Source organism: Mesorhizobium sp. YR577, assembly GCF_900116595.1.
GTDB lineage: Bacteria > Pseudomonadota > Alphaproteobacteria > Rhizobiales > Rhizobiaceae > Mesorhizobium_M.
On the sequence record NZ_FPBI01000003.1, the window covers coordinates 246,096 to 269,126 of the forward strand.

A 23,031-nucleotide genomic window follows, 5' to 3' on the forward strand; every position below is an offset into this window, starting at 1 on the left:
ACATCGTCAGTACCGAAAAGGAGGCTATCATGCCGAAAGAAGCTGTCTTCACGATGAAGCTGGAGCCCGAACTGCGCGATGCGTTCATGGCGGCGGCAAAGGCCGAAGATCGCCCCGCCTCGCAGATCGTGCGCGAATTCATGCGGGATTTTGTCCAGCAGAACCGTGACTATGTCGCGTTCCTGCAGCGCAAGGTTGATGCTGCACGCGCGGACATCGCCGCTGGACGGGTCTTCTCGAACGAGGAGGTCGAGGCCGAGATGGACCTGCTGCTCACGAAGCTCGAGAACAAAGGCCGAGAGGCTGCCGAGTGAGGCTGGAATGGACGGCTACTGCAAAGCGAGACCTGAAAGATATCATTGACTACATCTGGCTGGACAATCCTCAGGCGGCACGGCGCATGAACACTCGCTTTCGGGCCGTCGCCAGGCTGCTGGCACATTCTCCCTACTCCGGAAAACTGGGTGCGATAACCGGCACGCGCGAGTTCGTTGCCCATTCGAACTATCGGGAGGCCGTTTCGATCATGGCGCTCGTCCACACCTCCCGCCAGTGGCCGCCGGTCGAACCCGAAGGCGATCACTGAATGGCCTTCGGACCCCACCTCCTCCTCGCCGCCCTCGAAGGCCTCGTCACAAGTGCCGTGCTGGCGCTGATGGCGCTTGGCCTTTCGCTGGTGTTCGGCGTCATGCGCGTGGTCAATGTCGCCCATGGCGAGTTCTTCATGCTGGGTGCTGTGCTGGCATGGTGGATCGCCTCGCTGGTCACCGGCCATCCGGCCATCGGATTCCTAGCAGCCTTGGTCATCAGCCCGCTGATCGTCGGGGCCGTAGCGCTTGTGGCCGAACGGCTGGTGCTGCGCCGGCTGAACTACAATCCCGAAGCGACCATCGTCGCCACCATCGGCATGCTCTACATCATCCAGCAGCTTGCGCTCACTTTCTACGGCCCGCAGGCGCGGCCGGTCGATGCGCCTTTCACCTATCGCATCCTGTTCCCGTGGTTCGGCTATTCCGGCTACAAGCTGTCGATCATCGCCGCGTCCATCGTCCTGCTTACGGCGACATGGTTCGTGCTGACGCGCACGAAAATCGGCCTCGTCATGCGCGCCACGCAATATGACAGCGAAACCGCGCAGGCCTTCGGCATCCCCGTCGACCGCGTCTATGCCGGCGTCTTCGCGCTCGGGGCGATGCTGGCCGCGGTCGCTGCCGTGCTGATCGTGCCGATCACCCAGGCCCACTACCTGATGGGCATGGACCCGCTTCTGCTCTCCTTCATCGTCGTCATCATCGGCGGCCTCGGCTCGCTGCGCGGCACCGTCGTCGCCGCCGTGCTGATCGGCCTTTCCGACGGCATCATCTCGGCCTTCTTCTCGCCGACGCTGGCCAAGATCATCGCCACGCTGCTGGTCGCCATGGTGCTGGTGTTTCGCCCACAAGGCCTGTTCGGGACGGCCAGCCGATGACGGGAAACAACGCGTCAGCCAAGGTTTTCCTGCTCCACATCGCCGTCATTGCGATTCTGTTCGCGCTGAATTTTATTCTCCCCGAATATCACCATGGCGTGCTCGCGCGCGTCATGGTGCTTTCCGTCTTCGCCATGGGCTACAACATGCTGTTCGGCTATGCCGGCCTGCTCAGCCTTGGCCACGCCATGTTCTTCGCCGCCGGGCTCTATGGCGCGGGGCTCACCGCCTATCACCTCAGTTGGGCCATGCCGGCGGCCTTTGCCGCCGGGCTTGTCGCTGGTGCGGTGCTATCGCTCGCCATTGGCCTGCTGGCGCTGCGTACCACCGGCGTCGCCTTCATGATCGTCACCATGATGTTCGCGCAGGTCTGTTATCTCCTGACCTTCTATTTCAGCGAATGGACGCGCGGCGACGACGGCCTCGTTCTCGGCCAGGAAACCCGCCGGCTCTTCATCGGCGATTTCTATCTCGACCTCACGCATCCAGCGACGCGCTATATGGCGGCGCTTGTACTGTTTTCCGTCGTGCTTCTGATCACGCTTTTCGTCGTGCGCTCCGCCCATGGCCGCGTGCTGGTCGCCATCCGCGAAAACGAGGAACGCACGAAGATGTTGGGCTACGACACCTTCGCCAACAAGCTGGTCGCGGTCGTCGTCTCCGGCGTCATCTGCGCCTCGGCGGGCGCTGCCTATGCGCTGCTGTTCGGCTATGTCGGCTCGAGCTTCGCCTCGGTACAGTATTCGATCCTGCCGCTGCTCTGGGTGCTGCTCGGCGGTGCCGCCACCACGCTCGGCCCCTTCGTCGGCACGCTGTTCATGTATTATGTCGTCGACATCACCTCCAGCTACACTTCGGCCTATCTGCTGATCGTCGGCGTCGCGCTTATCCTGCTGGTGCTCTATTTCCCGAAAGGCATTCTCGGTACCATCCGCGAACGCTGGATACGGTGGCTGCCATGACGCCGCTGCTCACCACACGCGATCTCAGGAAGAACTATGGCGGCCTGCGCGCAGTCGACGGCGTCGATTTCTCCCTGCTGCCCGGCGAGATCCGCGCCATCATCGGCCCCAACGGGGCCGGCAAGACGACCTTCGTCAGCCTCGTCTGCGGCCGGGTCATGCCGAGTTCGGGCACCATCATCTTCGACGGCAACGACATCACCCACCTGCCGGCCTATCGGCGCGTTCGCCGCGGCATTGCCTATACGTTCCAGATCACCAGCGTGTTCGCCCATCTCAGCGCCTATGACAATGTCGCCTTGCCGATGCAGCGCACGCTGACCGACGGCCGCTCGCGCGCAAAACTGCATGCCGGTGTCATGACAGCACTCGAGCGCACCGGCCTGGCCGACCGCGCTAACAGCCTCGCCGGCACGCTGTCCTACGGCCATCAGCGGCTTCTCGAAGTGGCCATGGGGCTGGCGCTGAAGCCGCGCCTGCTGATCCTCGACGAACCGACGCAGGGCCTGTCCGATGGCGAGATCGCCGGCTTCATGGATCTGGTTCGCGAAATCGCACAGGACGCCACAGTGCTTCTGATCGAACACAACATGCAGGTGGTGATGGGGCTGGCCGACCGCATCACCGTCATGAATGCCGGCAAAATCCTTGCCGAGGGTACGCCGGAAGACATCCGCGCCAATGACGAGGTCCAGCGCGCCTATCTCGGAACGGAGCCGGCATGAGCGACGCGCTGACCATCTCCGGGCTCGACTGTTTTTACGGCGAAGTACAGGTGCTGCATGGCCTCTCGCTGACGCTGAAAAAGGACGAGGTGCTTTGTCTCCTCGGCCGTAACGGCGCCGGCAAGACGACAACGCTGAAGGCGATCATGGGGCTGGTGCCGGCGCGCACCGGTTCGATAAAGCTGGACGAGCGCGAACTGACCACCCTTGCCGCCCATGACGTGCCCAAGGCCGGCGTCGCCTATGTGCCGCAGGGCCGGCGGCTGTTTGCCGAAATGACGGTGGCCGAAAACATCGAGATCGGCCTGATGACGCGCGCCAAGGGCAAGGCGACGCGCGATGCCGTGCTCGACCTTTTCCCGCTGCTGCGTGACCGGCTCGGCCAGCGCTCCGGCACGCTATCGGGCGGCGAGCAGCAGATGCTGGCCATGGCCCGCGCGCTCTGCTTGGAACCCGAGGTGCTGCTGCTCGACGAACCCACCGAGGGGCTGATGCCTTCGATGATCGCGAAAATCCGCGAGACGGTGGCCAAGCTGCGCGAGCGCGGCGTCTCGACCATTCTGGTTGAGCAGCGCGTCGATGCCGTGCTGTCGGTCGCGGACCGCGTGACCTTCATCGAGAATGGGCGTGCGCGGGAGACGGTGGGTGTCGAGGCGCTGCGGGCTGATCCGGCGTTCGTGCAGAGATATGTCGGCGTGGGGTAACCTGGCGCGACGCCACCCTCCCCTCAAGGGGGAGGGTTATGCCAGCGCTCAAACCAGCCTCACCCCCGCGTCCCGCATCTTCCCCGTCATGATCTCCAGCGAACCACCAAGATCGATCGCCCGGCAGGCGTCCAGCCGCACGGTCGTATCAAACCCCAGCTTCACCGCGTCGAGTGCCGAATAGGCGACGCAGAAGTCGGTCGCCAAGCCGACCAGCGTGATGCTGCCGATGCCGCGCTCCTTCAGGTAGCCGCCAAGGCCGGTCGGCGTCTTGCGGTCGTTCTCGAAAAAGGCGGAATAGCTGTCGATCGCCTTGCGAAACCCCTTGCGGATGACGATCTCGGCCTTGGTCCATTCCAGCGCCTCGTGGAACGCCGCGCCGCCCGTGCCCTGCACGCAGTGATCCGGCCACAGCGTCTGGTCGCCATAGGGCATTTTCGTTGTCTCGAAGGGCTGCCTGCCGGGATGCTGCGAAGCGAAACTCGAATGGCCGGCGGGGTGCCAGTCCTGCGTCAGCACGACATGCTCGAACCGGCCGATCATCTCGTTTATCAGCGGCACGATCTCATCGCCGCCAGCGACCGCCAGATTGCCGCCAGGGCAAAAATCGTTCTGCACATCGATGACGACAAGCGCTTCTTCCTTCATGTGACCTCCGGCCCGAAAAATGATCGCGCTGAGCGTTGGCCGGAAGCCGCCGCCACGTCAACCGGCATTGTGCTGAAAGGCGAAATTCTGGCCGCAGGAGGGTGGCCGACAAACTCCCGCTTTGACAATTTCCGCCACCTTGATATCATTTGTGTGCGAATGAATTTTCGAGCGCCGGCCATGCCGGGAGGCATTGCGTGATCCGTTACGCGAAACCCAAAAATGTCGATGAGGCGCTGGCGCTGCTTGGCGAAGGGCCGTGGCGCATTCTGGCCGGCGGCACCGACTTTTATCCAGCGCTCGGCAACAGGCCCCTCAGCGAAAATGTGCTTGATATCAATGGGCTCTCCGAGCTTCGCGGCATCGCGGAGGTCGGCTCCCATATCGTCATCGGCGCGCGCACGACCTGGACCGATATCATCCGGCATGACCTGCCGGCCGCTTTCGACGGGCTGAAGCTTGCTGCACGCGAAGTCGGCTCGGCGCAGATCCAGAACCGCGCCTCCATCGCCGGCAATCTGTGCAACGCCTCGCCTGCCGCCGACGGCGTGCCGCCGCTGCTGACGCTGGGTGCTGAAGTGGAGTTGCGTTCAGCCAGTGCAACGCGCCACCTGCCGGTCGAAGATTTCATTCTCGGCAACCGCCGCACCGCCTTACAACCCGGTGAGATGGTGACGGCGATCCGCATCCCGAAATCCGCTACTGGCGGCACCAGCGCCTTCGTCAAGCTCGGTGCGCGCCGTTATCTCGTCATCTCCATTGCCATGGCGGCAGCCCGCATCGTGGTGGAAGACGGCACCGTCACTGAGGCTGCCGTGGCGGTCGGCTCCTGCTCGCTGGTCGCCAAACGGCTGGCCGGCCTTGAAGCCGCCTTGCGCGGCCTGCCCATTGGCCCGGCGCTGGCCGAGACAGTCGCTGCCACATCGCTTCCCGAACTCGCTCCGATCGACGACGTGCGCGGCACGGCCGAATACCGGCGCGAGGCGGCCTGCGAGATCGTTGCCCGCGCCGTGCTTGCCGCTGCTGGCTACCAACCTCTGACAAAGGTGGCGGCATGAGTTCGGAGCGCATCAACATCACCTTCGAGGTCAATGGCGCCGCCGTTTCCGTCTCGGCGCCGCCGGTCCAGCGCCTGTCCGCACTGCTGCGCGACGAGTTGCACCTCACCGGCACCAAGGTTGGCTGCGATGCCGGCGATTGCGGTGCCTGCACGGTGCTCATCGACGGCGAACCGGCCTGCGCCTGCCTCGTGCCGACGGCATCGGTCGCGGGATCGTCCGTGCGTACAGTGGAAGGGCTTGCCAACGGAAAGCTCTCGGCGCTGCAGGCGTCATTCCTAGAACATGGTGCGGCCCAATGCGGCATCTGCACGCCGGCACTGCTGGTGGCGGGTACGGCGCTGCTGGACAGGAACCCGCATCCGACCGAGATCGAAGTGCAGGACGCGCTCGGCGGCATTCTGTGCCGCTGCACCGGCTATCGGAAGATCGTTGCGGCAGTGATGGGGGCTGGGCGGTTTGCGCCTGCGTCGCTTGATCCTGAAACACCCCCCTCTGGCCTGCCGGCCATCTCCCCCGCAAGGGGGGAGATCAGCAGCTTCGCCCCCGCCTCATCTCCTGCAACGTTGACGATTGGCGAAGGAGCCTATGACGGAGTGATCTCCCCCCTTGCGGGGGAGATGGCCGGCAGGCCAGAGGGGGGTGGTGCAGAGAGTGCGCCATCGCAGAAGGCTACCGCAGACATTGCGCTTTCGCGCACCCTCAACCGCCGCCTCCCCGAAACCGGCCACGCCGTCGGCGCCTCGCCCGTCCGCCTCGACGGCATCCCAAAGGTAACCGGGACCGAAAAATTCGGTGGCGACAGCTTTCCCGCCGACGCGCTGCATGTCGCCGTCATCCGCTCGCCGCACTACCACGCGGCTTTCGCCTTCGGCGATCTCGAAGCCTACAAGGCAGCAAACCCCGGCATTGTTGGCGTCTTCACCGCCGCCGACATCCCGGGCAAAAACTGTTTTGGCGTGATTCCGCCCTTCGCCGACCAGCCGGCGCTCGCAGAGAACACCGCCCGCTTTCGTGGCGAGGCTGTGGCGCTGGTCGCCGGCGAGCGCGAAGCGATCGCCTCGCTCGACCTGACGAAATTCCCGATCACCTGGACCGAACTGCCGCATATGCTTCAGCCGCGCGAGGCGCAGGCGACAGATGCGCATCGCATCCACCCAAGCCGCGAACACAATCTGCTGACCCAGGGTTTTGTCGAGCGCGGCGACCCTGAGGCGGCACTCGCCAAGGCAGCGCACACCGTGTCCGGCGAGATCGAGACATCCTTCGTCGAGCACGCCTATATCGAGCCGGAAGCCGGTTTCGCCACTATGGACGGCGACACGCTGGTCATCACCGCCTGCACGCAGGCGCCCTATATGGACCGCGACGACACCGCGAAAGTGCTTGGCCTCGCGCCGGAAAAAGTGCGTATCGTACCGACCGCAACGGGCGGCGGCTTCGGCTCCAAGCTGGACGTGTCGCTGCAGCCGCTGATCGGCCTCGTCGCGATGAAGACCGGCAGGCCGGCGGCCCTTGCCTACACCCGCAACGAATCCATGATGTCGACCACCAAGCGCCATCCGGCGTCGATGAAGGCGACCATCGGCGCGGATGCCGGGGGCCGCGTCACCGGCATGGTATTTTCCGGCGATTTCAACACCGGCGCCTATGCAAGCTGGGGACCGACTGTGGCCAACCGCGTGCCTGTCCACGCCTCCGGCCCCTATGCCACGCCGAACTATCGCGCCGTTGGCCGCGCCATCCACACCAACGGGCCGATCGCCGGCGCTTTCCGCGGCTTCGGCGTGCCGCAGGCGACCATCATGCAGGAGACGCTATACGACGCGATGGCCGAAAAGCTCGGCCTGGACCGGCTGGATTTTCGCTTGATGAACGCACTTCGGAACGGCTCCGAAACGGTGACCGGGCAGGTCCTCAAGGCCGGCGTAGGCATCGCCGATTGCCTCGAAGCCTTGAAGCCGCATTGGGCGCGGGCGCTGGCCGATGCGCAAACCTTCAACACCGAAAACACCACCAGGAAACGCGGTGTTGGCGTCGCCTCCTGCTGGTATGGCTGCGGCAACACTTCGCTGCCCAATCCTTCGACGATCAAGATCGGCATCTCCCCCGCCGGCAAGGTGGTGCTGCATCAGGGCGCGGTCGATATCGGCCAGGGCTCCAACACCGTGATTTCGCAGATCGCCGCCGACGCGCTCGGCGTGCCGCTGTCGCTGATCGTGCTGCGCAGCGCCGACACCGCCATCACGCCTGACGCCGGCAAGACCTCCGCCTCGCGCCAGACCTTCGTCTCGGGCAAGGCGGCGGAGAAGTCGGGCCGGAGCTTGCGTGAAAAGATCCTGCGCTTCGCCAATGTCTCGGAGCGCGCAACGCTGCAATTCGATGGCGCGGCGCTCGTCATCCGCGAGGGCGAGGCCACCCGCCGCATCGATCTCGCCGGGCTTGCCGTGGATGCTGACGGTTTCGTCTTCGGCGCGCAGGAGACCTACGATCCGCCGACCTTGCCGCTGGACGAAAAGGGCCAGGGCACGCCCTACGCACAATATGGCTATGGCGCGCAGATTGCCGAGCTTGAAGTCGACCTGAAGCTCGGCACGGTCAAGCTGATCAAGATCACCGCCGCACACGATGTCGGCCGTGCCATCAACCCGCTGCTTGTCGAGGGTCAGATCGAAGGCGGCATCGCGCAGGGCATCGGCATGGCGCTGATGGAGGAATACATCCCCGGCCGCACCGAGAATCTGCACGACTACCTCATCCCGACCATCGGCGACGTGCCGCCAATCGAAACCATCCTGGTGGAGGTTCCGGACCCGGAAGGACCGTTTGGGGCAAAGGGCCTGGGCGAGCATGTGCTGATCCCGACCGCACCGGCGATCCTCAACGCCATCCGCCACGCAACCGGCGTTCTGGTGACCAAGGTGCCGGCGACGCCAAGCCGGATACGCGCGGCGATCCGGGAGGCACGGATATGAAGAGGGCACAGCATGGTGGCAGTCCTTCCTCTCCCGACTTACGGCACGCCAATCACATATGGCATAGCCGACCCCCACTCCGTCACGCTTCGCGTGACACCTCTCCCCCTCAAAAAGGGAGAGGAAGGGTGCCAGACATTCGGACGGCGTTTCCTCTCCCCCGTCGATCGGGGGAGAGGTGGTTTGCAAAGCAAATCGGAGTGGGGGTCGAATGGCATAGTCGATTGCCCTCAAGTTCCTGGAGAAAGGATGCCGGCAGGCAGGCGAGGGGCAGCGCCAGCAAGGCAAGGTTTGCGCTGCCCCTCATCCGTCACTTCGTGACACCTTCTCCCCGTAAACGGGGAGAAGGAAGGGAGGCGCCATCATGAGCGAGCTTGCCGAACGCTTCGACACCCACGACCCCGGCGAAAAGCAGGTGGCCGAAAAGATCCGCTGCGATGCCTGCCCGGTCATGTGCTATATCGCCGAAGGCCGCACCGGCGCCTGCGACCGCTACGGCAATACCGGCGGGCGCATCGTGCGCTGCGACCCGTTGACCATCCTCGATCACAGCACCGGGGCTGGCGGCGCTGTGGTGCCCTTCGCGGCGGAAGGCGAAGAATGGAATGGCGAACTGGTCAACAGCGGCCGCCGCTTCGTCACCGCCATCGGCGCCGGCACGACCTATCCCGACTACAAGCCCGCCCCCTTCATAGTCAGCCAGGAGGTCGAGGGCGTCGATCTGGTGACGGTCGTCACCGAGGGTATTTTTTCCTATTGCGGCGTCAAGATAAAGATCGACACCGACCGCTTCCTCGGCCCCGAAACGGCGGTCGTGCGCGCCGAAGGCGAGGCAGTCGGTCATGTCACCACCGGCGAATATGGCTCGCAGATGCTGTCGCTCGGCGGCGTGCATCACCTGACCGGCGGCTCCAAATCCGAAGGCCGCGTCACCTGCGCGACCATGCTCGACCTCTGCAATCGCAAACCGGTCGAGCTTTCCATCGACGGCGGCGTCACCGTCGTCGTCGAAGCCGGCAAGGCGCCGGTGATCGACGGCCAGGCCGAGCACCGCATGCGCGTCGGCTGCGGCTCGGCCACCATCGGCATGTTCGCGACGCAATGGCGCGGGCTGGTCGACGAGGTCGTGGTGGTCGACGACCACATCACCGGCGTCGTCTCCGAGCATCAGGCCGGCAAGGTGCTGGGCTGGGAGGACACGGGCATAAAGATCATCGGCCGCCGCTCGACGCCCGGGCGCTATTTCAAGGTTTCCGAACCCGGCCTCGGCTGGGGCGGCACGACCATTTCCGACCCGCTGTCGATCCTCGGCGAGTGGAACCCGAAGAAGGGCGCACGGCCGGGCCTGTCGCTGCTGATGGTCTCGACCACCGGCGAGCAGTTCGCCTATTTCGAGCTCGACGACGATCTGAAACCGGTCGAAAAGCCGTTCCCCGAGCGGCTGCGCAAATCAGTCGGGCTGATCGAGGACAATTGCGAGCCGGCGCTGTGCACGGTGCTGTTCGTCGGCGGGGCCGGCGGCTCCTTGCGCGCCGGCGTGGTGGAAAATCCGGTCAACCTCACCCGCTCGGTGCAGGGCCTGAAAACCTACGTCACGGTCGGCGGCGCGCCGGTCTATGTCTGGCCCGGCGGCGGTATCACGCTGATGGTCGATGTCATGCGCGTGCCGGAAAACGCCTTCGGCTATGTGCCAACACCAGCACTTGTCGCGCCGATCGAATTCACGCTGCGCCGCGACGACTATATACGGCTCGGCGGCTATGCCGATGAAATCCGCAGCGTCGACGATGTCCTCGCCAAGGGCGGCGAATATTTCAATGCCCGCGCCCGCAAAGACGCGCCGGCTGACAATCCGTGGCCGCCGCTGGCGCAGCTGCGCCGCTCCAGCGAAAGCCCGGATCGATGAACAGCCCACAGGTATCCTGGCTGGCCGACGGCAAGCGCCTTCATCTCAACCACGGTCCGATCGACTTGATCATCGAGTCTTTCGGCGAGGCGACGGAAGTGCGCGCTACGTATGAGCAGGCCGTCGCGCGTTTCCAGACCGTGCTGATCGAACTCGTCGCCGAACTGCCGGAGTTGCGCCGGCCTGCAAGTGTTCAGCCACGCGCCTTTGCCGGCGTTGTGGCGCGACGCATGGAGGCGGCGGTCAGCCGGCTTGCTGACAAGAACTTCATCACGCCGATGGCCGCAGTCGCGGGTTCCGTGGCAGAGGAAATCCTTGCTTCCATGCTCATAGGTCGAACCTTGCAAAAGGTCTATGTCAACAATGGCGGCGACATCGCACTGCATCTCGCACCCGGGGAAACGATGACGCTGGCCATCGCCGGCACCGGCCACGGCTTTGCCGACCGCATCACCATCCGGGCGGAAGACGGGGTAGGTGGCATCGCCACCTCCGGCTGGCGCGGGCGCAGCCATTCGCTCGGCATCGCCGATGCGGTGACTGTTCTGGCGCACACGGCGGCCGAGGCCGACGCGGCGGCGACGCTGATCGCGAATGCCGTCGACCTGCCAGGGCATGCGGCAATCGCACGGCGGCCGGCGCGGGAGCTCGCGCCCGACAGCGATCTTGGCGACCGGTTGGTGACGGTCGGTGTTGGGGTGCTCAGCTCTGCCGAGGTAGACGCTGCACTGGGGCGTGGCCTTGATGTTGCAGAAGACTTTCGCCGGCGTGGACTGATTGAGACAGCAGCGCTGTTTCTGGATGGCGACAGTCGCCTGTGCGGGGAAGTTCATCCTGAAGCATTGATGGCCCATGCTGCACCCTCTGTCCTGCCGAACATCTCCCGCGCCACGACAATCGCATATGGCACGGCTAACCCCCACTCCGCCGAGCTTCGCTCGGCACCTCTCCCCCTCAAAAGGGGAGAGGAAAGGCGCCAGCCTTGCCGAGGTGCGTTTCCTCTCCCCCGTCGATCGGGGGAGAGGTGGCTCGGCGAAGCCGAGACGGAGTGGGGGTCGAATTCTATAGGCGATTACCCTGCCCTTGGAGATGTCCAGCAGGACAGAGGGTAGTGCGAATGCGCCCGCAAACAATCCTCGTTCCCACCACCCGACAAACATCGAAAGACCCGTACCATGCCTGACTTCCCGATCCGCAAGATCGCCGTCCTGACCGAAGAAATCTTTCACGAGGGCGGCCCCGCCGCCAGCGAACCGCGCCGGCGCGTTGCCGGGCTGGCCGTCGTGAAAAACCCCTTCGCCGGCCGATACGCCGAGGAACTGCAGAGCGCGATGGACGATCTGAAGCCGCTGGGCCTGCTCCTGACCGAGAGGATGATCGAGGCGCTTGGCGGCGACATCAAGGCCATCGACGGCTACGGCAAAGGCGCCATCGTCGGCACCGGCGGCGAGATCGAGCATGGGGCGCTGTGGCATGTGCCGGGCGGCTATGCCATGCGCGAACGCCTCGGCCAGGCAAAAGCCATCGTGCCGTCGGCGATGAAGGTCGGCGCTTTCGGCTCGCGCCTCGACGTGCCGCTCGGCCATACCAACGCCGCCTATGTGCGCAGCCATTTCGATGCCATGGAAGTCGGCATCGCCGACGGGCCGCGGCCGGACGAAATCCTGTTCTGCCTTGCCATGGCCTGCGGTCCGCGTATTCATAGCCGCATGGGCGGTCTTGAAGCCAAGGACATCAAGGTCTGGGACGGGCAGCGATGACCGGAGAAGACAATCTCCTGAAGCTTGTCGAGGCCGACGAGACGGAAGGCGAGTACCACCTGCAGGAGCAGGTCGGCTTTATCCTGCGCAAGGCGCATCAGCGCCACGTCTCCATCTTTGCCTCGCATATCGGCGATCTGACGCCGCCGCAATTTGCAGCGCTCGCCAAGCTGCATGATGTCGGCGAGACCTCGCAGAACCAGCTCGGCACGCTGATCGCCATGGACGCGGCGACCGTCAAAGGCGTCATCGACCGGCTGAAGGCGCGCGGGTTGGTCGAACTGTCCAAACACGAGGTCGACAAGCGCCGGCTGCTGGTCAGCCTGACGGTGGAGGGCCGCGCCATGGTGGAGCGGCTGATACCGCTTGCCCAGAAGATCACCGAGGAAACGCTGGCGCCGCTGACGCCCAAGGAGATCGGCACCTTCCTGAAGTTGCTGGCCAAGATGGCGTAACTCGCCTGCCGCATAGGCGAAAGGCTGAAGCATACCCCAAAGATCGGAATCGATTTTTGGACGAGCCGCGCCCAGATTAGAAATAGCTAATGCGCGGCGTGCCCAGTTGGATATGTCGTTTCAACGCTCGCAGACCGCCCATGGCGCATGCGACATTTCCGTATGTTGCAGTGCGATATTTTATGTTGCAACGCAATAAAATCAGCGTAGGCTGAGTTCGAACCCTGGGAGGAGCAACCGTTTCACGGAAGGCGTGAATGCATGCTCCAGATCATGATCCTCGTTTGCTCGGTCAATGTTTCCCCGGTCGACTGCCAGATGGAAACCGCCCTCGACGTCATCAGCGGCCCGCAGACGGCCAGCGCTATTTCCTGCGGCATGCAGGGCCAGGCGCTGATAGCGTCGACCTCGTTCGCCAGGCAACGCCCCGGCGAATATGTGAAAATCAAATGCACGCATTTGAAAGAGGCAAGGACGGCGCAGAAGATCTGAAGGCCGAATACTTGCAAGACGAATGAGCTTGGCCTTGCCAAGGTGTGCCTAATCCCCCTCTCCGTCTCGGCTTCGCCGATCCACATTCCGGGGCGAGCCACGGGTCTCGCCCGTCCTCCGGACCCCCCATTTCATGGGGGCGAGGAACCCAGGTTCTGCAAAGCTGCGACCTCGGCGAGTGCCGGTTCCTCGCCCCCGCATAGCGGGGGAGAGGTGGATCGGCGAAGCCGGGACGGAGAGGGGGAATTCCAGCCAGCACCGTTCCGAAGTCGTTACTTTTTCGCCACCCGCAGTTCCCGCGTCGCTTCCCGGTCGATCGAGTTCGCCGCCACCACGACCCCGAACATCTCTGCCGCCTGCTCAGCCGTGTAGTAGCCCAGCCGGACATCCCTGAGCACCAGTTCGGGATCGCGCTTGAGCGGATCGCCGTAGCCGCCACCACCGGGTGTGCCGACCTGTACGCGGTCACCGGCCCTCAGTGGAATGTCCTGTTCCTTCGACAGATGCGGCGGCACATGGGCCTCGCCGCCTCGATAAACGGTGACGGAATTAACCGCGCCATCGCTGCCGCCGCGCACGCCCTGCGGACCGACGCGGCCATGGTCCATGACGAAGGAGGCACGCGCCTCGCCGCGCAGCAGTTCCACTTCGTATGCCAGCCCGAAGCCGCCGCGATGTTCGCCCGCGCCGCCCGAGCCTTCGCGCAGCGCATAGTGGCGGTAGAGCACGGGATAGGCCTGCTCCATGATCTCGACCGGCGGCGATTTCGAAATGCCGATGGTCGAGCAGCCATTGGAGAGGCCGTCATGGGAAAGATTGCCGCCATAGCCACCGCCGGAAATCTGGTACATGACATAGTCGCGGCCCCGTGCCGGGTCGCTGCCGCCGAGCGCGAAATTGCCGCTGGAGCCGGCGGGCGCTGCCGTCACTTTTTCAGGCACTGCCTGCACCATGGCCGCAAACACCGCCTCGGCGATGCGCTGCGAAACCTCCGCCGCACATCCGGAAACCGGGCGGGGGTATCTGGCGTCGAGGAACGTTCCCTCCGGCCGCTTCACCTCCAGCGGCTCGAAGGCGCCGGCGCTGATCGGCACATCGGGGAAGATGTGGCGCATGGCGAGATAGACCGACGATAAGGTCGTGGCCAGCACGCTGTTCATCGGGCCGATGCAGGGCGGGCTCGATCCCTCGAAATCGAAGGTCAGCGTATCGCCCTTTTTCTCGATCGCCAGCGCGATGGTCAGCGGCTGGTCGACCACGCCGTCGGAATCGACGAAGGCCTTCGAGCGGTAGATGCCGTCCGGGATCGGCGCGATATGCGCCCGCATCTGCTCGGCAGCGCGCCGGCGCAGTTCGGCGATGGCCTCGATCACCGTTTCGTCACCGTAACGATCGAGGATCGCAAAGAGCCGATCCTGCCCGACATAAAGCGCTGCGGCCTGGGCGCGGATGTCGCCGATGCGCTGGTCGGCCACGCGGATGTTGGAGCAGATGATCGAATAGATTTCCTGGTCGAGCACCTTCTTCTTGAACAGTTTTACCGGCGGCAGGCGCAGGCCCTCCTGCTCAACCGCCGTCGCCGAGGCGGAAAACCCGCCCGGCACCGAACCGCCGATATCGGGCCAGTGGCCGGTGTTGGAGAGCCAGCAGAAGATCTTGCCATCGCGCCACACCGGCATGGCGAATCGCACATCCATCAGATGCGTGCCGCCGAGATAGGGGTCGTTGACGATGTAGATATCGCCCTCGTCCGGGGCCGCGCATCTGCCGTCGCGGATCATCCCGATGATCGTGCGCGTCGAATACTGCATCACGCCGACGAACACCGGCAGGCCTTGGCTACCTTGCGCGATCAGCGAGCCGTCCTCGGCCGAATAGATGCCGTCGGAGCGGTCGTTGGCCTCGGCGATGACGGGTGAGAAGGCAGCGCGCGAGAAGGTGAGGTCCATCTCGTCGCAGGTCTGCTGGAGCGCTGCCTGGATGACGGAGAGGGTGATGGCGTCGAGGGAGGTCATAGCGCCAATCTCCTCCCTCCCCCTTGTGGGGAGGGATCGAGGGTGGGGGTATTTGCTGTGCGCCCTTCGTTGACTTCCTGCGACACTGCACGGCCGTAAGTACGACAAGCAAAGGAACTCCCACCCCTAACCCCTCCCCACAAGGGGGAGGGGGACAACGGCATCGCGTTCATTTGCCCACCTCGATCACAATATTCCCATCCGCATCCGACCGCGCGCGATCTCCAGGCTCCAGCACCGTCGTGGCATCCATCTGCTCGAGGATCGCCGGCCCCTCAATCTCAGCATCCAGTGGCAGTTTTTCGCGGGCATAGACCGGCGTGTCGTGCCATGCGCCGTCATACCAGACCGGCCGCGTCTCGCGAAGCGCGCCATCCAGCGTCTTCGCCCGTCCCGCCGGGTCGATCAGCCGCGAAAGATCGACCGCCGGGCGCACGCCGGTGACCGAGGTGTTGAGGTTGACGAGATTGGCGCGGATTTCCGGCAGCTCGACCTTGAAGCGGGCGAAATAGGCTTTTTCGAACAGGCTTTGCAGCGTCGGGCGATCCACTTGCGCCGACGGCAGCGGCACGTTGAGGATATGTGTCTGGCCGACAAACTGCATGTCGGCAGAATGCGTGACGCGAATGCTTTCCGGCTTCACCGCTTCCTTCGCGATGAGGGCAGCGCCCTCCTCGCGATGCCACTGCAGGATGTCAGCAATACGCGCCTCATCGACGCTCGCCACCGGCTGGTTGACGGTGTTGACGAAATCGTGGCGCAGATCTGCCACCACGCAGCCCAGCGCATTGGTGATGCCCGGCCGCGCCGGCACCAGCACTTTCGGCAGGCCGAGTTCGCGGGCAAGTGCCGTCGCATGCAGCGGCCCTGCCCCGCCGAAAGCGAACAGCGCGAAGTCGCGCGGGTCATGGCCGCGCGCCACTGACACCATGCGGATCGCGCCCGCCATCTTCATATTGCCGAGCCGCAGGACCGCGCCCGCCGCCGCGACACCGTCAAGGCCGGTCGCCTGCCCGATCCTGTCGGCGAAGATCGCGCGCACATGCTCGACCGTCACCGGGTTCTCCACCGCCAGCAGCTTTTTCGGATCGAGCCGCCCCAGCACCAGATTGGCGTCGGTGATGGTCGGCTCCGTGCCTCCGCGCCCGTAGCAGATCGGGCCGGGATTGGCGCCGGCACTTTCCGGCCCGACCTGGATCAGCCCCGAAGCATCGACGCGCGCGATCGAGCCGCCGCCCGCCCCCACGGTGTGCACCGCCACCATCGGCACATGGATCGGCATCGCATATTCGATCTCGGTCTCGTTCGACACCGCCGGCTCGGCGTTCTGGATCAGCGCCACGTCGGTCGAGGTGCCGCCCATGTCGTAGGTGACGAGATTCTCATAACCGGCGCGCTTGCCGGTATAGGCCGCCGCAATCACGCCCGAAGCCGGACCCGACATCACCGTCTTGGCTGATTCACGTGTGACGAAGCGGGCCGAGATCATGCCGCCATTGCCGTTCATGATCAGGAAATCACGGCCATAGCCGCGCGCTTCCAGTTCCGTGCGCAGCCGCTCGACATAGCGCTCCAGGATCGGCTGCACCGAGGCGTTGACGGCAGCGGTGACCCCACGCTCGAATTCACGCGCCTCCGAAAGCAGCGCGTGGCCGGTGGTGATGTAGCCGTTCGGCCAGCTTTCCCGCGCGATCTCGGCTGCACGTTTCTCGTGCTCCGGATTGGCGTAGGCGTGCAAAAAGTGGATGACGAGGGATTCGCAGCCGGCCTCGATCAGCCGCCGCACGGCCTCGCGCATCTCCGCCTCGTCGAGCGGGATGCGAACTGCCCCCGATGCTTCCACGCGCTCGGACACTTCCAGCCGCAAGTCGCGCGGAATGACAGGCACGAACACGCCCGTCATGCCGTAGGCCTGCGGCCGCGTGCGGCGGCCAAGCTCGATCACGTCGCGAAAGCCGCGCGTGGTGATCATGCCGGTGCGCGCCAGCCGGCGCTCCAGCACGGCGTTGGTGGTTGTGGTCGTGCCATGCACGATCAGGTCGATCTCGGGAATGGGAAACCCGGTGTCGGCAAGGGCCGAAACCACGCCGAAAGCCTGGTTGTGAACGGTGGTCGGCGTCTTGGCGATGTGCACCCGGCCGCCGCCCCGGCCGTCGATCATCAAGAGGTCGGTAAAGGTCCCGCCGACATCGATGCCGGCGACCACACTTCCGGCATTTGCGGAATAATTCTCAACCATGCTCGAAACCCGAAATGTCCGGCCTAAGGATGGGAAGTAGATTGGAAAGGTGTTTCACGTCGCTATCTTGACGTCAATATCGTTTGTATACTAATAAATTTCGGACACAAGAGTCTACCGTTTCGAGATTTGTGGTGGCGCGCCGGGCAGTCAGGCCATGGTTCGCAGGGCGATGTTTTTGCGCCGCCGCAGGCACAAGGTTTGGTTTCGATGAACACCGCGACTGCCCTGAATACCGTTGGCGCCAAGCCGCTCGACTTCCCTATACCGGCCAATGTTCACGCCGAGACCGTCGTCTCGGTCAAGCACTATACCGACCGCCTGTTCTCCTTCCGCATCACCCGGCCGCAGTCGCTGCGCTTCCGCTCGGGCGAGTTCGTCATGATCGGCCTGCCCAATGCCGAGAAGCCGGTGTTCCGCGCCTATTCGGTCGCCAGCCCGGCCTGGGACGAAGAGCTGGAGTTCTTCTCGATCAAGGTGCCGGACGGCCCGCTGACCTCGCATTTGCAGAAGATCCAGCCCGGCGACACGGTGCTGATGCGCCAGAAGTCGACCGGTACGCTGGTGGTTGATGCGCTGACGCCGGCCAAACGCCTGTTCATGATCTCGACCGGCACCGGCGTGGCGCCCTTCGCCAGCCTGCTGCGCGATCCCGACACCTACGAAAAGTTCGATCAGGTCATTCTCACCCACACCTGCCGCGACGTGGCAGAGCTCGCCTATGGCAAGGAGCTGGTTGAAGGGCTGGAGAACGACCCGCTGATCGGCGAACTCACCCATGGCCGCGTCACGCTCTATTCGACGACGACGCGCGAAGAGTCCTCCCATATGGGCCGCATCACCGCGCTGATCGGCTCGGGCAAGTTCTATACCGACCTCGGCATCGAAAAGCTGAACCCGGAAACCGACCGCATCATGATCTGCGGCTCGATGCACATGCTGAAGGACGTCAAGGAACTCGCCGAAAGCCTCGGCTTCGACGAAGGCTCCCTCAGCCACCCCTCGACCTTCGTCGTCGAGCGCGCTTTCGTCGGCTGAGTTTTTGGCGAGTGGCGGGTGTCGCTCGTTTTGGCCGATTTTCTCCGGAAATCTTCGGACGCAAGCTTCAGCGTCGGTAGTTGGTGACTACGTCCGTGACATCGCCAACGTCAACCTTGACGATCAGCGATGCCAACCATGACGTCGTCTTCCCGGAAACCGCAGCGAAGCGGAGGTTATCCGGGACCTATTGGCCGCAGCATCGTCAGGCACGGCCTGGTCCTGATATTGACGCGCGTTCTGTACCGTTGAAGCTCTTCTACATTCAGGCATGGATTCCCGACACTCTCCGCTCGTCCCTCGCTCACGAGGTCGAGAATGACGAATTGCATTTAGGCTTGCCGCCAATCTCAAGCGTTGGCCGCTGGCGTTGGCCGCTTGGCGCTGGCGGTTTGGTGTGTTGGCGGCTTAGCGTTGACGGTTTACGAAGGCGGCAAATAACAAGCTCGTCATCCCAGGCGAAGCACGAGCGAAGCGAAGGGCGAAGACCCGGGGATCCATGCCGGAACATCAAATGAGGCTACAGCGGTGCAGAACTGCCGAAGCTGAAGCTTGCGAACTGTGGGAAAGATTTCCATCCGATTTCCCAGCAACCCATTGTTTCCGCTCACACCACACACTTTCTCACGCCCGATTTTTCCACACCCTTCGAGCATCTTTCATAATCCAGCCAGTTCCTCCCGCGGGAACGCCGGTCGCGACGGTGATCTGTGGGGAGGAACCGGCGCTTCCGTCTTGCGGCAAACGTAGCAGCAAGGCCGGGGAGGTTCCGTCCAAGGGTTCCCCTGCGGGTAATACGGCCCGCGCGTGCTGGACGAGCACATAGGCCCTGCAAACCAAAAGGTTTGCAGGGAGCAGCGGAACGGACGGGAACAGAAATCGCCGGCGGGGCGCGGAAGCTGCGCCACTTACTAAACATTAGGAAGGCACGGCCATGCGCCCCGCTTCCCACCCTCGTAGAGGGAGTTCTTTGACAATGGCCAGACGGTGAAAACCGGGCGTGGCGATGAATAGGTGCGTCCTTCGAGGCTCGCTACGCTCGCACCTCAGGATGAGGATGCGAGTTTCCTACGATCCTCATCCTGAAGTGTGAGCACATTTCAGAAGAACGGCTTTGCCGGCACACCCTCCCTCATCCTGAGGTGCGAGCGTTAGCGAGCCTCGAAGGACGCACCAGGGACAGTTTACTTTCTTGCCCGGAAAGGCAGCGGCGGCTGCGATCGCGCAAGGGGCAAAAAGTAAACTGTCCCCTGCCGCCTAGCAACGAAGCGAAGCGCCAGAGGGGTCGGTCAAGGCAGCGCGCGGCCGCAAAAGAACGTCGAGCACACTACCGCAGCCACCCTACCCGGCCCTTTGCTTACGCTTCGGGCGTTCGTCGCTTCAATCGACAAATCGTTGTCGATTGATCGCCTTTAGCGACCGCGTCTCACGGGAGGGAAATGCCCGCAAAGCTCGCTTCTTATTGCAAACGATTTGCAATTGCATTGACAGCTGGCCGCTGCTGCTTTATCTCCAGGCACAAGGGCCGGGACTTCCGCGCGCCCAAACTCCACCCGACAGGATTTTTCATGACAGGCATTCGCGCATTTCTTGTTTCGTTATCGCTCATGGCGCTTGCGGCTTTCTCGGCCAGCGCCGCCCAGGCCGCCGACAAGATGAATGTGGTCACCACCTTCACGGTGATTGCCGATATCGCCCGCAACGTTGCCGGCGATGCCGCGACCGTTGAATCCATCACCAAGCCTGACGCCGAGATCCACAACTACCAGCCGACGCCGGGCGACATGATCAAGGCGCAGAAGGCCGACCTGATCCTGTGGAACGGGCTCAACCTCGAGCTCTGGTTCGAAAAGTTCTTCGCCAATCTGAGCGAAGTGCCGAGCGTCGTGGTTTCGGAAGGCGTCGAGCCGATGGGCATCGCCGAAGGCCCCTATACCGGCAAGCCGAACCCGCATGCATGGATGTCGCCCGAGGCGGCGCTGGTCTATGTCGAGAACATCCGCAAGGCCTTTGCCGCGCAGGACCCGGACAATGCCGAGGCCTATGCCAGGAACGCCGCCGCCTATTCGGAAAAGATCAAGGCGACTGTCGAGCCGATCCGCACCGAGATCGCCAGCATTCCCGAAGAACGGCGCTGGCTGGTCACCAGCGAAGGCGCATTCTCCTACCTCGCCCGCGACTTCGGCCTGAAGGAGCTTTATCTCTGGCCGATCAATGCCGACCAGCAGGGCACGCCGCAGCAGGTGCGCAAGGTCATCGACGCCGTGCGCGCCAACAACATTCCCGCCGTGTTTTCCGAAAGCACCATTTCGGCTTCGCCTGCCGAGCAGGTCGCCCGCGAAACCGGCGCCAAATATGGCGGCGTGCTCTATGTCGACTCGCTGAGCAACGAGGATGGCCCGGTGCCGACCTATCTCGACCTGCTGCGCGTCACGACCGAGACGATCACGAAAGCGCTCGTGCAATGAATGCTTTAGCCAGGGCGAACCCAGCCAGCAGAACGGAAGACGGCAGCGGACTACGCGTCGACAGCATCACCGTCACCTATCGCAACGGCCACACCGCGCTGCGCGATGCCAGCTTCGCCATTCCCACCGGCACCATCACGGCGCTGGTCGGGGTTAATGGCAGCGGCAAGTCGACGCTGTTCAAGTCGATCATGGGTTTCGTGCCGCTGGCCGCCGGCACGGTCGAGATTTTCGGCCAGCCGGCAGCCTACGCCCTGAAGCGCAATGCTGTTGCCTATGTGCCGCAGAGCGAGGATGTCGACTGGAACTTTCCGGTTCTGGTCGAGGATGTCGTGATGATGGGCCGCTACGGCCACATGAATTTTCTGCGCATGACCCGCCCCGTCGACCGGCAGGCGGTGGACGAGGCGCTGGAGCGTGTCGGCATGGCCGACTACCGCAAGCGCCAGATCGGCGAGCTTTCCGGTGGCCAGAAAAAGCGCGTCTTCCTCGCCCGCGCACTGGCGCAGGAAGGAAAAATCATCCTGCTCGACGAACCCTTCACCGGTGTCGATGTGCGCACCGAGGAAGCAATCATCACGCTGTTGCAGGCGCTGCGCGACGAGGGCCGGGTGATGCTGGTTTCCACCCACAATCTTGGCAGCGTGCCACGCTTCTGCGACCGCGCGGTGCTGATCAACCGCACGGTGCTCGCCGCCGGACCGACGGCGGAAGTGTTCACGCAGGCCAATCTCGAAAAGACCTTTGGCGGCGTGCTGCGCCAGTTCATCCTCGGCGGTGCCGATCTCCACGCCGACGCCGACAAGCGCCGCGTCACCGTTCTGACCGACGACGAGCGCCCCTTCGTCATCTATGGCGACGAGCCTCAAACGGCGAACAGGGCAGAAATGTCAGAGACAGAAAAAGATCGTATCGGAAAAGAGAAATGACCGTGTTTCATCTGCTCTACCTTCCTCGATCGGCGCATGCCATTTCACCCCCACCCCTTACCCCTCCCCACAGGGGGGAGGGGTTTTCTGAGACGCTGACGCCCCCCTCCCCCCTGTGGGGAGGGGTAAGGGGTGGGGGTCGGAAAGCTAGAGACTCGAAGGCAAATCCCTCCCGCAATTCACTACCGTTTCTACGCGAGGTCACTGCATGAGTGTCCTCCTCGAACCCTTCGGCTATGGCTACATGGTCAATGCCATGTGGGTGTCGGCGCTTGTCGGCGGCGTCTGCGCCTTTCTCTCGGCCTATTTGATGCTGAAGGGCTGGTCGCTGATCGGCGACGCGCTCTCGCATTCGATCGTGCCGGGAGTTGCCGGCGCCTATATGCTCGGCCTGCCCTTCGCGCTGGGCGCGTTCCTGTCCGGCGGGCTTGCGGCTGCGGCCATGCTGTTCCTCAACCAGCGCACCAAGCTGAAGGAGGACGCCATTATCGGCCTGATCTTCACCTCCTTCTTCGGCCTCGGCCTGTTCATGATCTCGCTGTCGCCGGCCTCGGTGAACATCCAGACCATCGTGCTCGGCAACATCCTCGCCATCACGCCGGGCGACACGCTGCAGCTGGTCATCATCGGCGGCGTCTCGCTGGCGATTTTGCTGGCGAAATGGAAGGACCTGATGGTTGCCTTCTTCGACGAGAACCACGCCCGCTCCATCGGCCTCAACCCGGACTGGCTGAAGGTGCTGTTCTTCACGCTGCTTTCGGCCTCGACGGTTGCTGCCTTGCAGACGGTCGGCGCCTTTCTCGTCATCGCCATGGTGGTGACGCCGGGCGCAACCGCCTATCTGCTCACCGACCGCTTTCCGCGGCTGATCGCCACCAGCGTCGCCATCGGCGCGGTCACCAGCTTCGTCGGCGCCTATGCCAGCTATTTCCTCGACGGCGCGACCGGCGGCATCATCGTCGTGCTGCAGACGCTGATCTTCCTCACCGCCTTCGTCTTCGCCCCCAAGCACGGAATGCTGGCAGCGCGACGCAAGGCGCGCGAAGCTCTGGAGGCGGGGGTATGATTTACTTCGGGACCAGCAGCGCTGCCCCTCACCCTTACCCTCTCCCCGTAAAAGACGGGGAGAGGGAGGCGTCAGCGTTGCAGCTTCGTCCTTCTTCCCGTCCTTCACGGGGAGAAGGTGCAG

At 63.9% G+C, this 23,031-nt stretch carries 19 protein-coding genes and 1 pseudogene; 17 read left to right on the plus strand and 3 right to left on the minus strand.

Translation table 11 applies throughout. The features are described from left to right. Positions 1–29: 29 nt before the first annotated feature. The 6 genes from BM413_RS06400 to BM413_RS06425 are packed head-to-tail and all read left to right on the plus strand — an operon-like array spanning position 30 to position 3,859. Positions 30–314, plus strand: coding sequence for a CopG family ribbon-helix-helix protein (locus BM413_RS06400; RefSeq protein ID WP_091911526.1), 285 nt, complete (start codon positions 30–32; stop codon positions 312–314). Beyond that, complete coding sequence (locus BM413_RS06405) at positions 311–586, plus strand: type II toxin-antitoxin system RelE/ParE family toxin (RefSeq protein ID WP_091911527.1); 276 nt, start codon at positions 311–313, stop codon at positions 584–586. Before BM413_RS06400 ends, BM413_RS06405 begins: the two co-directional genes overlap by 4 nt. Continuing rightward, on the plus strand, positions 587–1,468 hold the full coding sequence (locus BM413_RS06410) for a branched-chain amino acid ABC transporter permease (protein ID WP_091911528.1): 882 nt from the start codon (positions 587–589) through the stop codon (positions 1,466–1,468). Next, on the plus strand, positions 1,465–2,430 hold the full coding sequence (locus BM413_RS06415; protein ID WP_091911530.1) for a branched-chain amino acid ABC transporter permease: 966 nt from the start codon (positions 1,465–1,467) through the stop codon (positions 2,428–2,430). Before BM413_RS06410 ends, BM413_RS06415 begins: the two co-directional genes overlap by 4 nt. Next, the gene (locus tag BM413_RS06420; RefSeq protein WP_091911531.1) at positions 2,427–3,155 is read left to right on the plus strand and encodes an ABC transporter ATP-binding protein; all 729 of its coding nucleotides are present in this window, start codon (positions 2,427–2,429) and stop codon (positions 3,153–3,155) included. The genes BM413_RS06415 and BM413_RS06420 overlap by 4 nt, the downstream gene beginning before the upstream one ends. After that, complete coding sequence (locus BM413_RS06425; RefSeq protein WP_091911532.1) at positions 3,152–3,859, plus strand: ABC transporter ATP-binding protein; 708 nt, start codon at positions 3,152–3,154, stop codon at positions 3,857–3,859. The genes BM413_RS06420 and BM413_RS06425 overlap by 4 nt, the downstream gene beginning before the upstream one ends. Before the next feature lie 48 nt (positions 3,860–3,907). Here the strand turns inward: BM413_RS06425 and pncA are convergent, their stop codons facing one another. After that, positions 3,908–4,507, minus strand: a complete 600-nt coding sequence (gene pncA / locus BM413_RS06430) for a bifunctional nicotinamidase/pyrazinamidase (protein ID WP_091911534.1) — start codon at positions 4,505–4,507, stop codon at positions 3,908–3,910. Between the two features lie 197 nt (positions 4,508–4,704). Here pncA and BM413_RS06435 point away from each other — a divergent pair, with 197 nt between their 5' ends. The 7 genes and pseudogenes from BM413_RS06435 to BM413_RS06465 all read left to right on the plus strand — a co-directional run bounded on the left by BM413_RS06435 (position 4,705) and on the right by BM413_RS06465 (position 13,153). Then, entirely contained in the window at positions 4,705–5,565 is an 861-nt protein-coding gene (locus BM413_RS06435; protein WP_091911535.1) for an FAD binding domain-containing protein, read from the plus strand. Beyond that, entirely contained in the window at positions 5,562–8,540 is a 2,979-nt protein-coding gene (locus BM413_RS06440) for a molybdopterin-dependent oxidoreductase (RefSeq protein WP_091911537.1), read from the plus strand. Before BM413_RS06435 ends, BM413_RS06440 begins: the two co-directional genes overlap by 4 nt. A gap of 364 nt (positions 8,541–8,904) precedes the next feature. Further along, complete coding sequence (locus BM413_RS06445) at positions 8,905–10,446, plus strand: 6-hydroxynicotinate reductase (protein ID WP_091911538.1); 1,542 nt, start codon at positions 8,905–8,907, stop codon at positions 10,444–10,446. Continuing rightward, positions 10,443–11,276: pseudogene (locus BM413_RS06450) on the plus strand (UPF0280 family protein); the annotation flags it as partial. The gene BM413_RS06445 and the pseudogene BM413_RS06450, both read left to right, overlap by 4 nt. Positions 11,277–11,621: 345 nt before the next feature. After that, positions 11,622–12,206 (plus strand): amino acid synthesis family protein, encoded by a 585-nt coding sequence (locus tag BM413_RS06455; protein WP_091911541.1) that lies wholly within the window; start codon positions 11,622–11,624, stop codon positions 12,204–12,206. Further along, positions 12,203–12,661 carry a MarR family winged helix-turn-helix transcriptional regulator gene (locus BM413_RS06460; RefSeq protein ID WP_091911542.1) on the plus strand — a complete coding sequence of 153 codons (459 nt, stop codon included), beginning with the start codon at positions 12,203–12,205 and terminating at the stop codon, positions 12,659–12,661. Before BM413_RS06455 ends, BM413_RS06460 begins: the two co-directional genes overlap by 4 nt. Before the next feature lie 261 nt (positions 12,662–12,922). Then, entirely contained in the window at positions 12,923–13,153 is a 231-nt protein-coding gene (locus BM413_RS06465) for a hypothetical protein (RefSeq protein WP_091911544.1), read from the plus strand. A 272-nt stretch (positions 13,154–13,425) separates the two neighbouring features. Here the strand turns inward: BM413_RS06465 and BM413_RS06470 are convergent, their stop codons facing one another. Both BM413_RS06470 and BM413_RS06475 read right to left on the minus strand, forming a co-directional pair. Then, positions 13,426–15,168 carry a hydantoinase B/oxoprolinase family protein gene (locus BM413_RS06470; protein WP_091911546.1) on the minus strand — a complete coding sequence of 581 codons (1,743 nt, stop codon included), beginning with the start codon at positions 15,166–15,168 and terminating at the stop codon, positions 13,426–13,428. A 169-nt stretch (positions 15,169–15,337) separates the two neighbouring features. Then, on the minus strand, positions 15,338–17,407 hold the full coding sequence (locus tag BM413_RS06475; RefSeq protein WP_091911547.1) for a hydantoinase/oxoprolinase family protein: 2,070 nt from the start codon (positions 17,405–17,407) through the stop codon (positions 15,338–15,340). 210 nt (positions 17,408–17,617) lie between these two features. Between BM413_RS06475 and BM413_RS06480 the strand changes: the two genes are divergently transcribed. The 4 genes from BM413_RS06480 (at position 17,618) to BM413_RS06495 (ending at position 22,908) form a co-directional block, all read left to right on the plus strand. Then, positions 17,618–18,445: a ferredoxin--NADP reductase gene (locus BM413_RS06480; RefSeq protein WP_091911756.1), complete on the plus strand. Its 828-nt coding sequence runs from the start codon at positions 17,618–17,620 to the stop codon at positions 18,443–18,445. Positions 18,446–20,052: 1,607 nt separating this feature from the next. Continuing rightward, a complete protein-coding gene (locus BM413_RS06485) occupies positions 20,053–20,913 on the plus strand; it encodes a metal ABC transporter substrate-binding protein (RefSeq protein ID WP_244537789.1) in 861 nt (286 codons plus the stop codon). Further along, positions 20,910–21,842, plus strand: a complete 933-nt coding sequence (locus BM413_RS06490) for a manganese/iron ABC transporter ATP-binding protein (RefSeq protein WP_091911550.1) — start codon at positions 20,910–20,912, stop codon at positions 21,840–21,842. The genes BM413_RS06485 and BM413_RS06490 overlap by 4 nt, the downstream gene beginning before the upstream one ends. 208 nt (positions 21,843–22,050) lie before the next feature. Next, positions 22,051–22,908, plus strand: a complete 858-nt coding sequence (locus BM413_RS06495) for a metal ABC transporter permease (RefSeq protein ID WP_091911552.1) — start codon at positions 22,051–22,053, stop codon at positions 22,906–22,908. Positions 22,909–23,031: the final 123 nt, after the last annotated feature.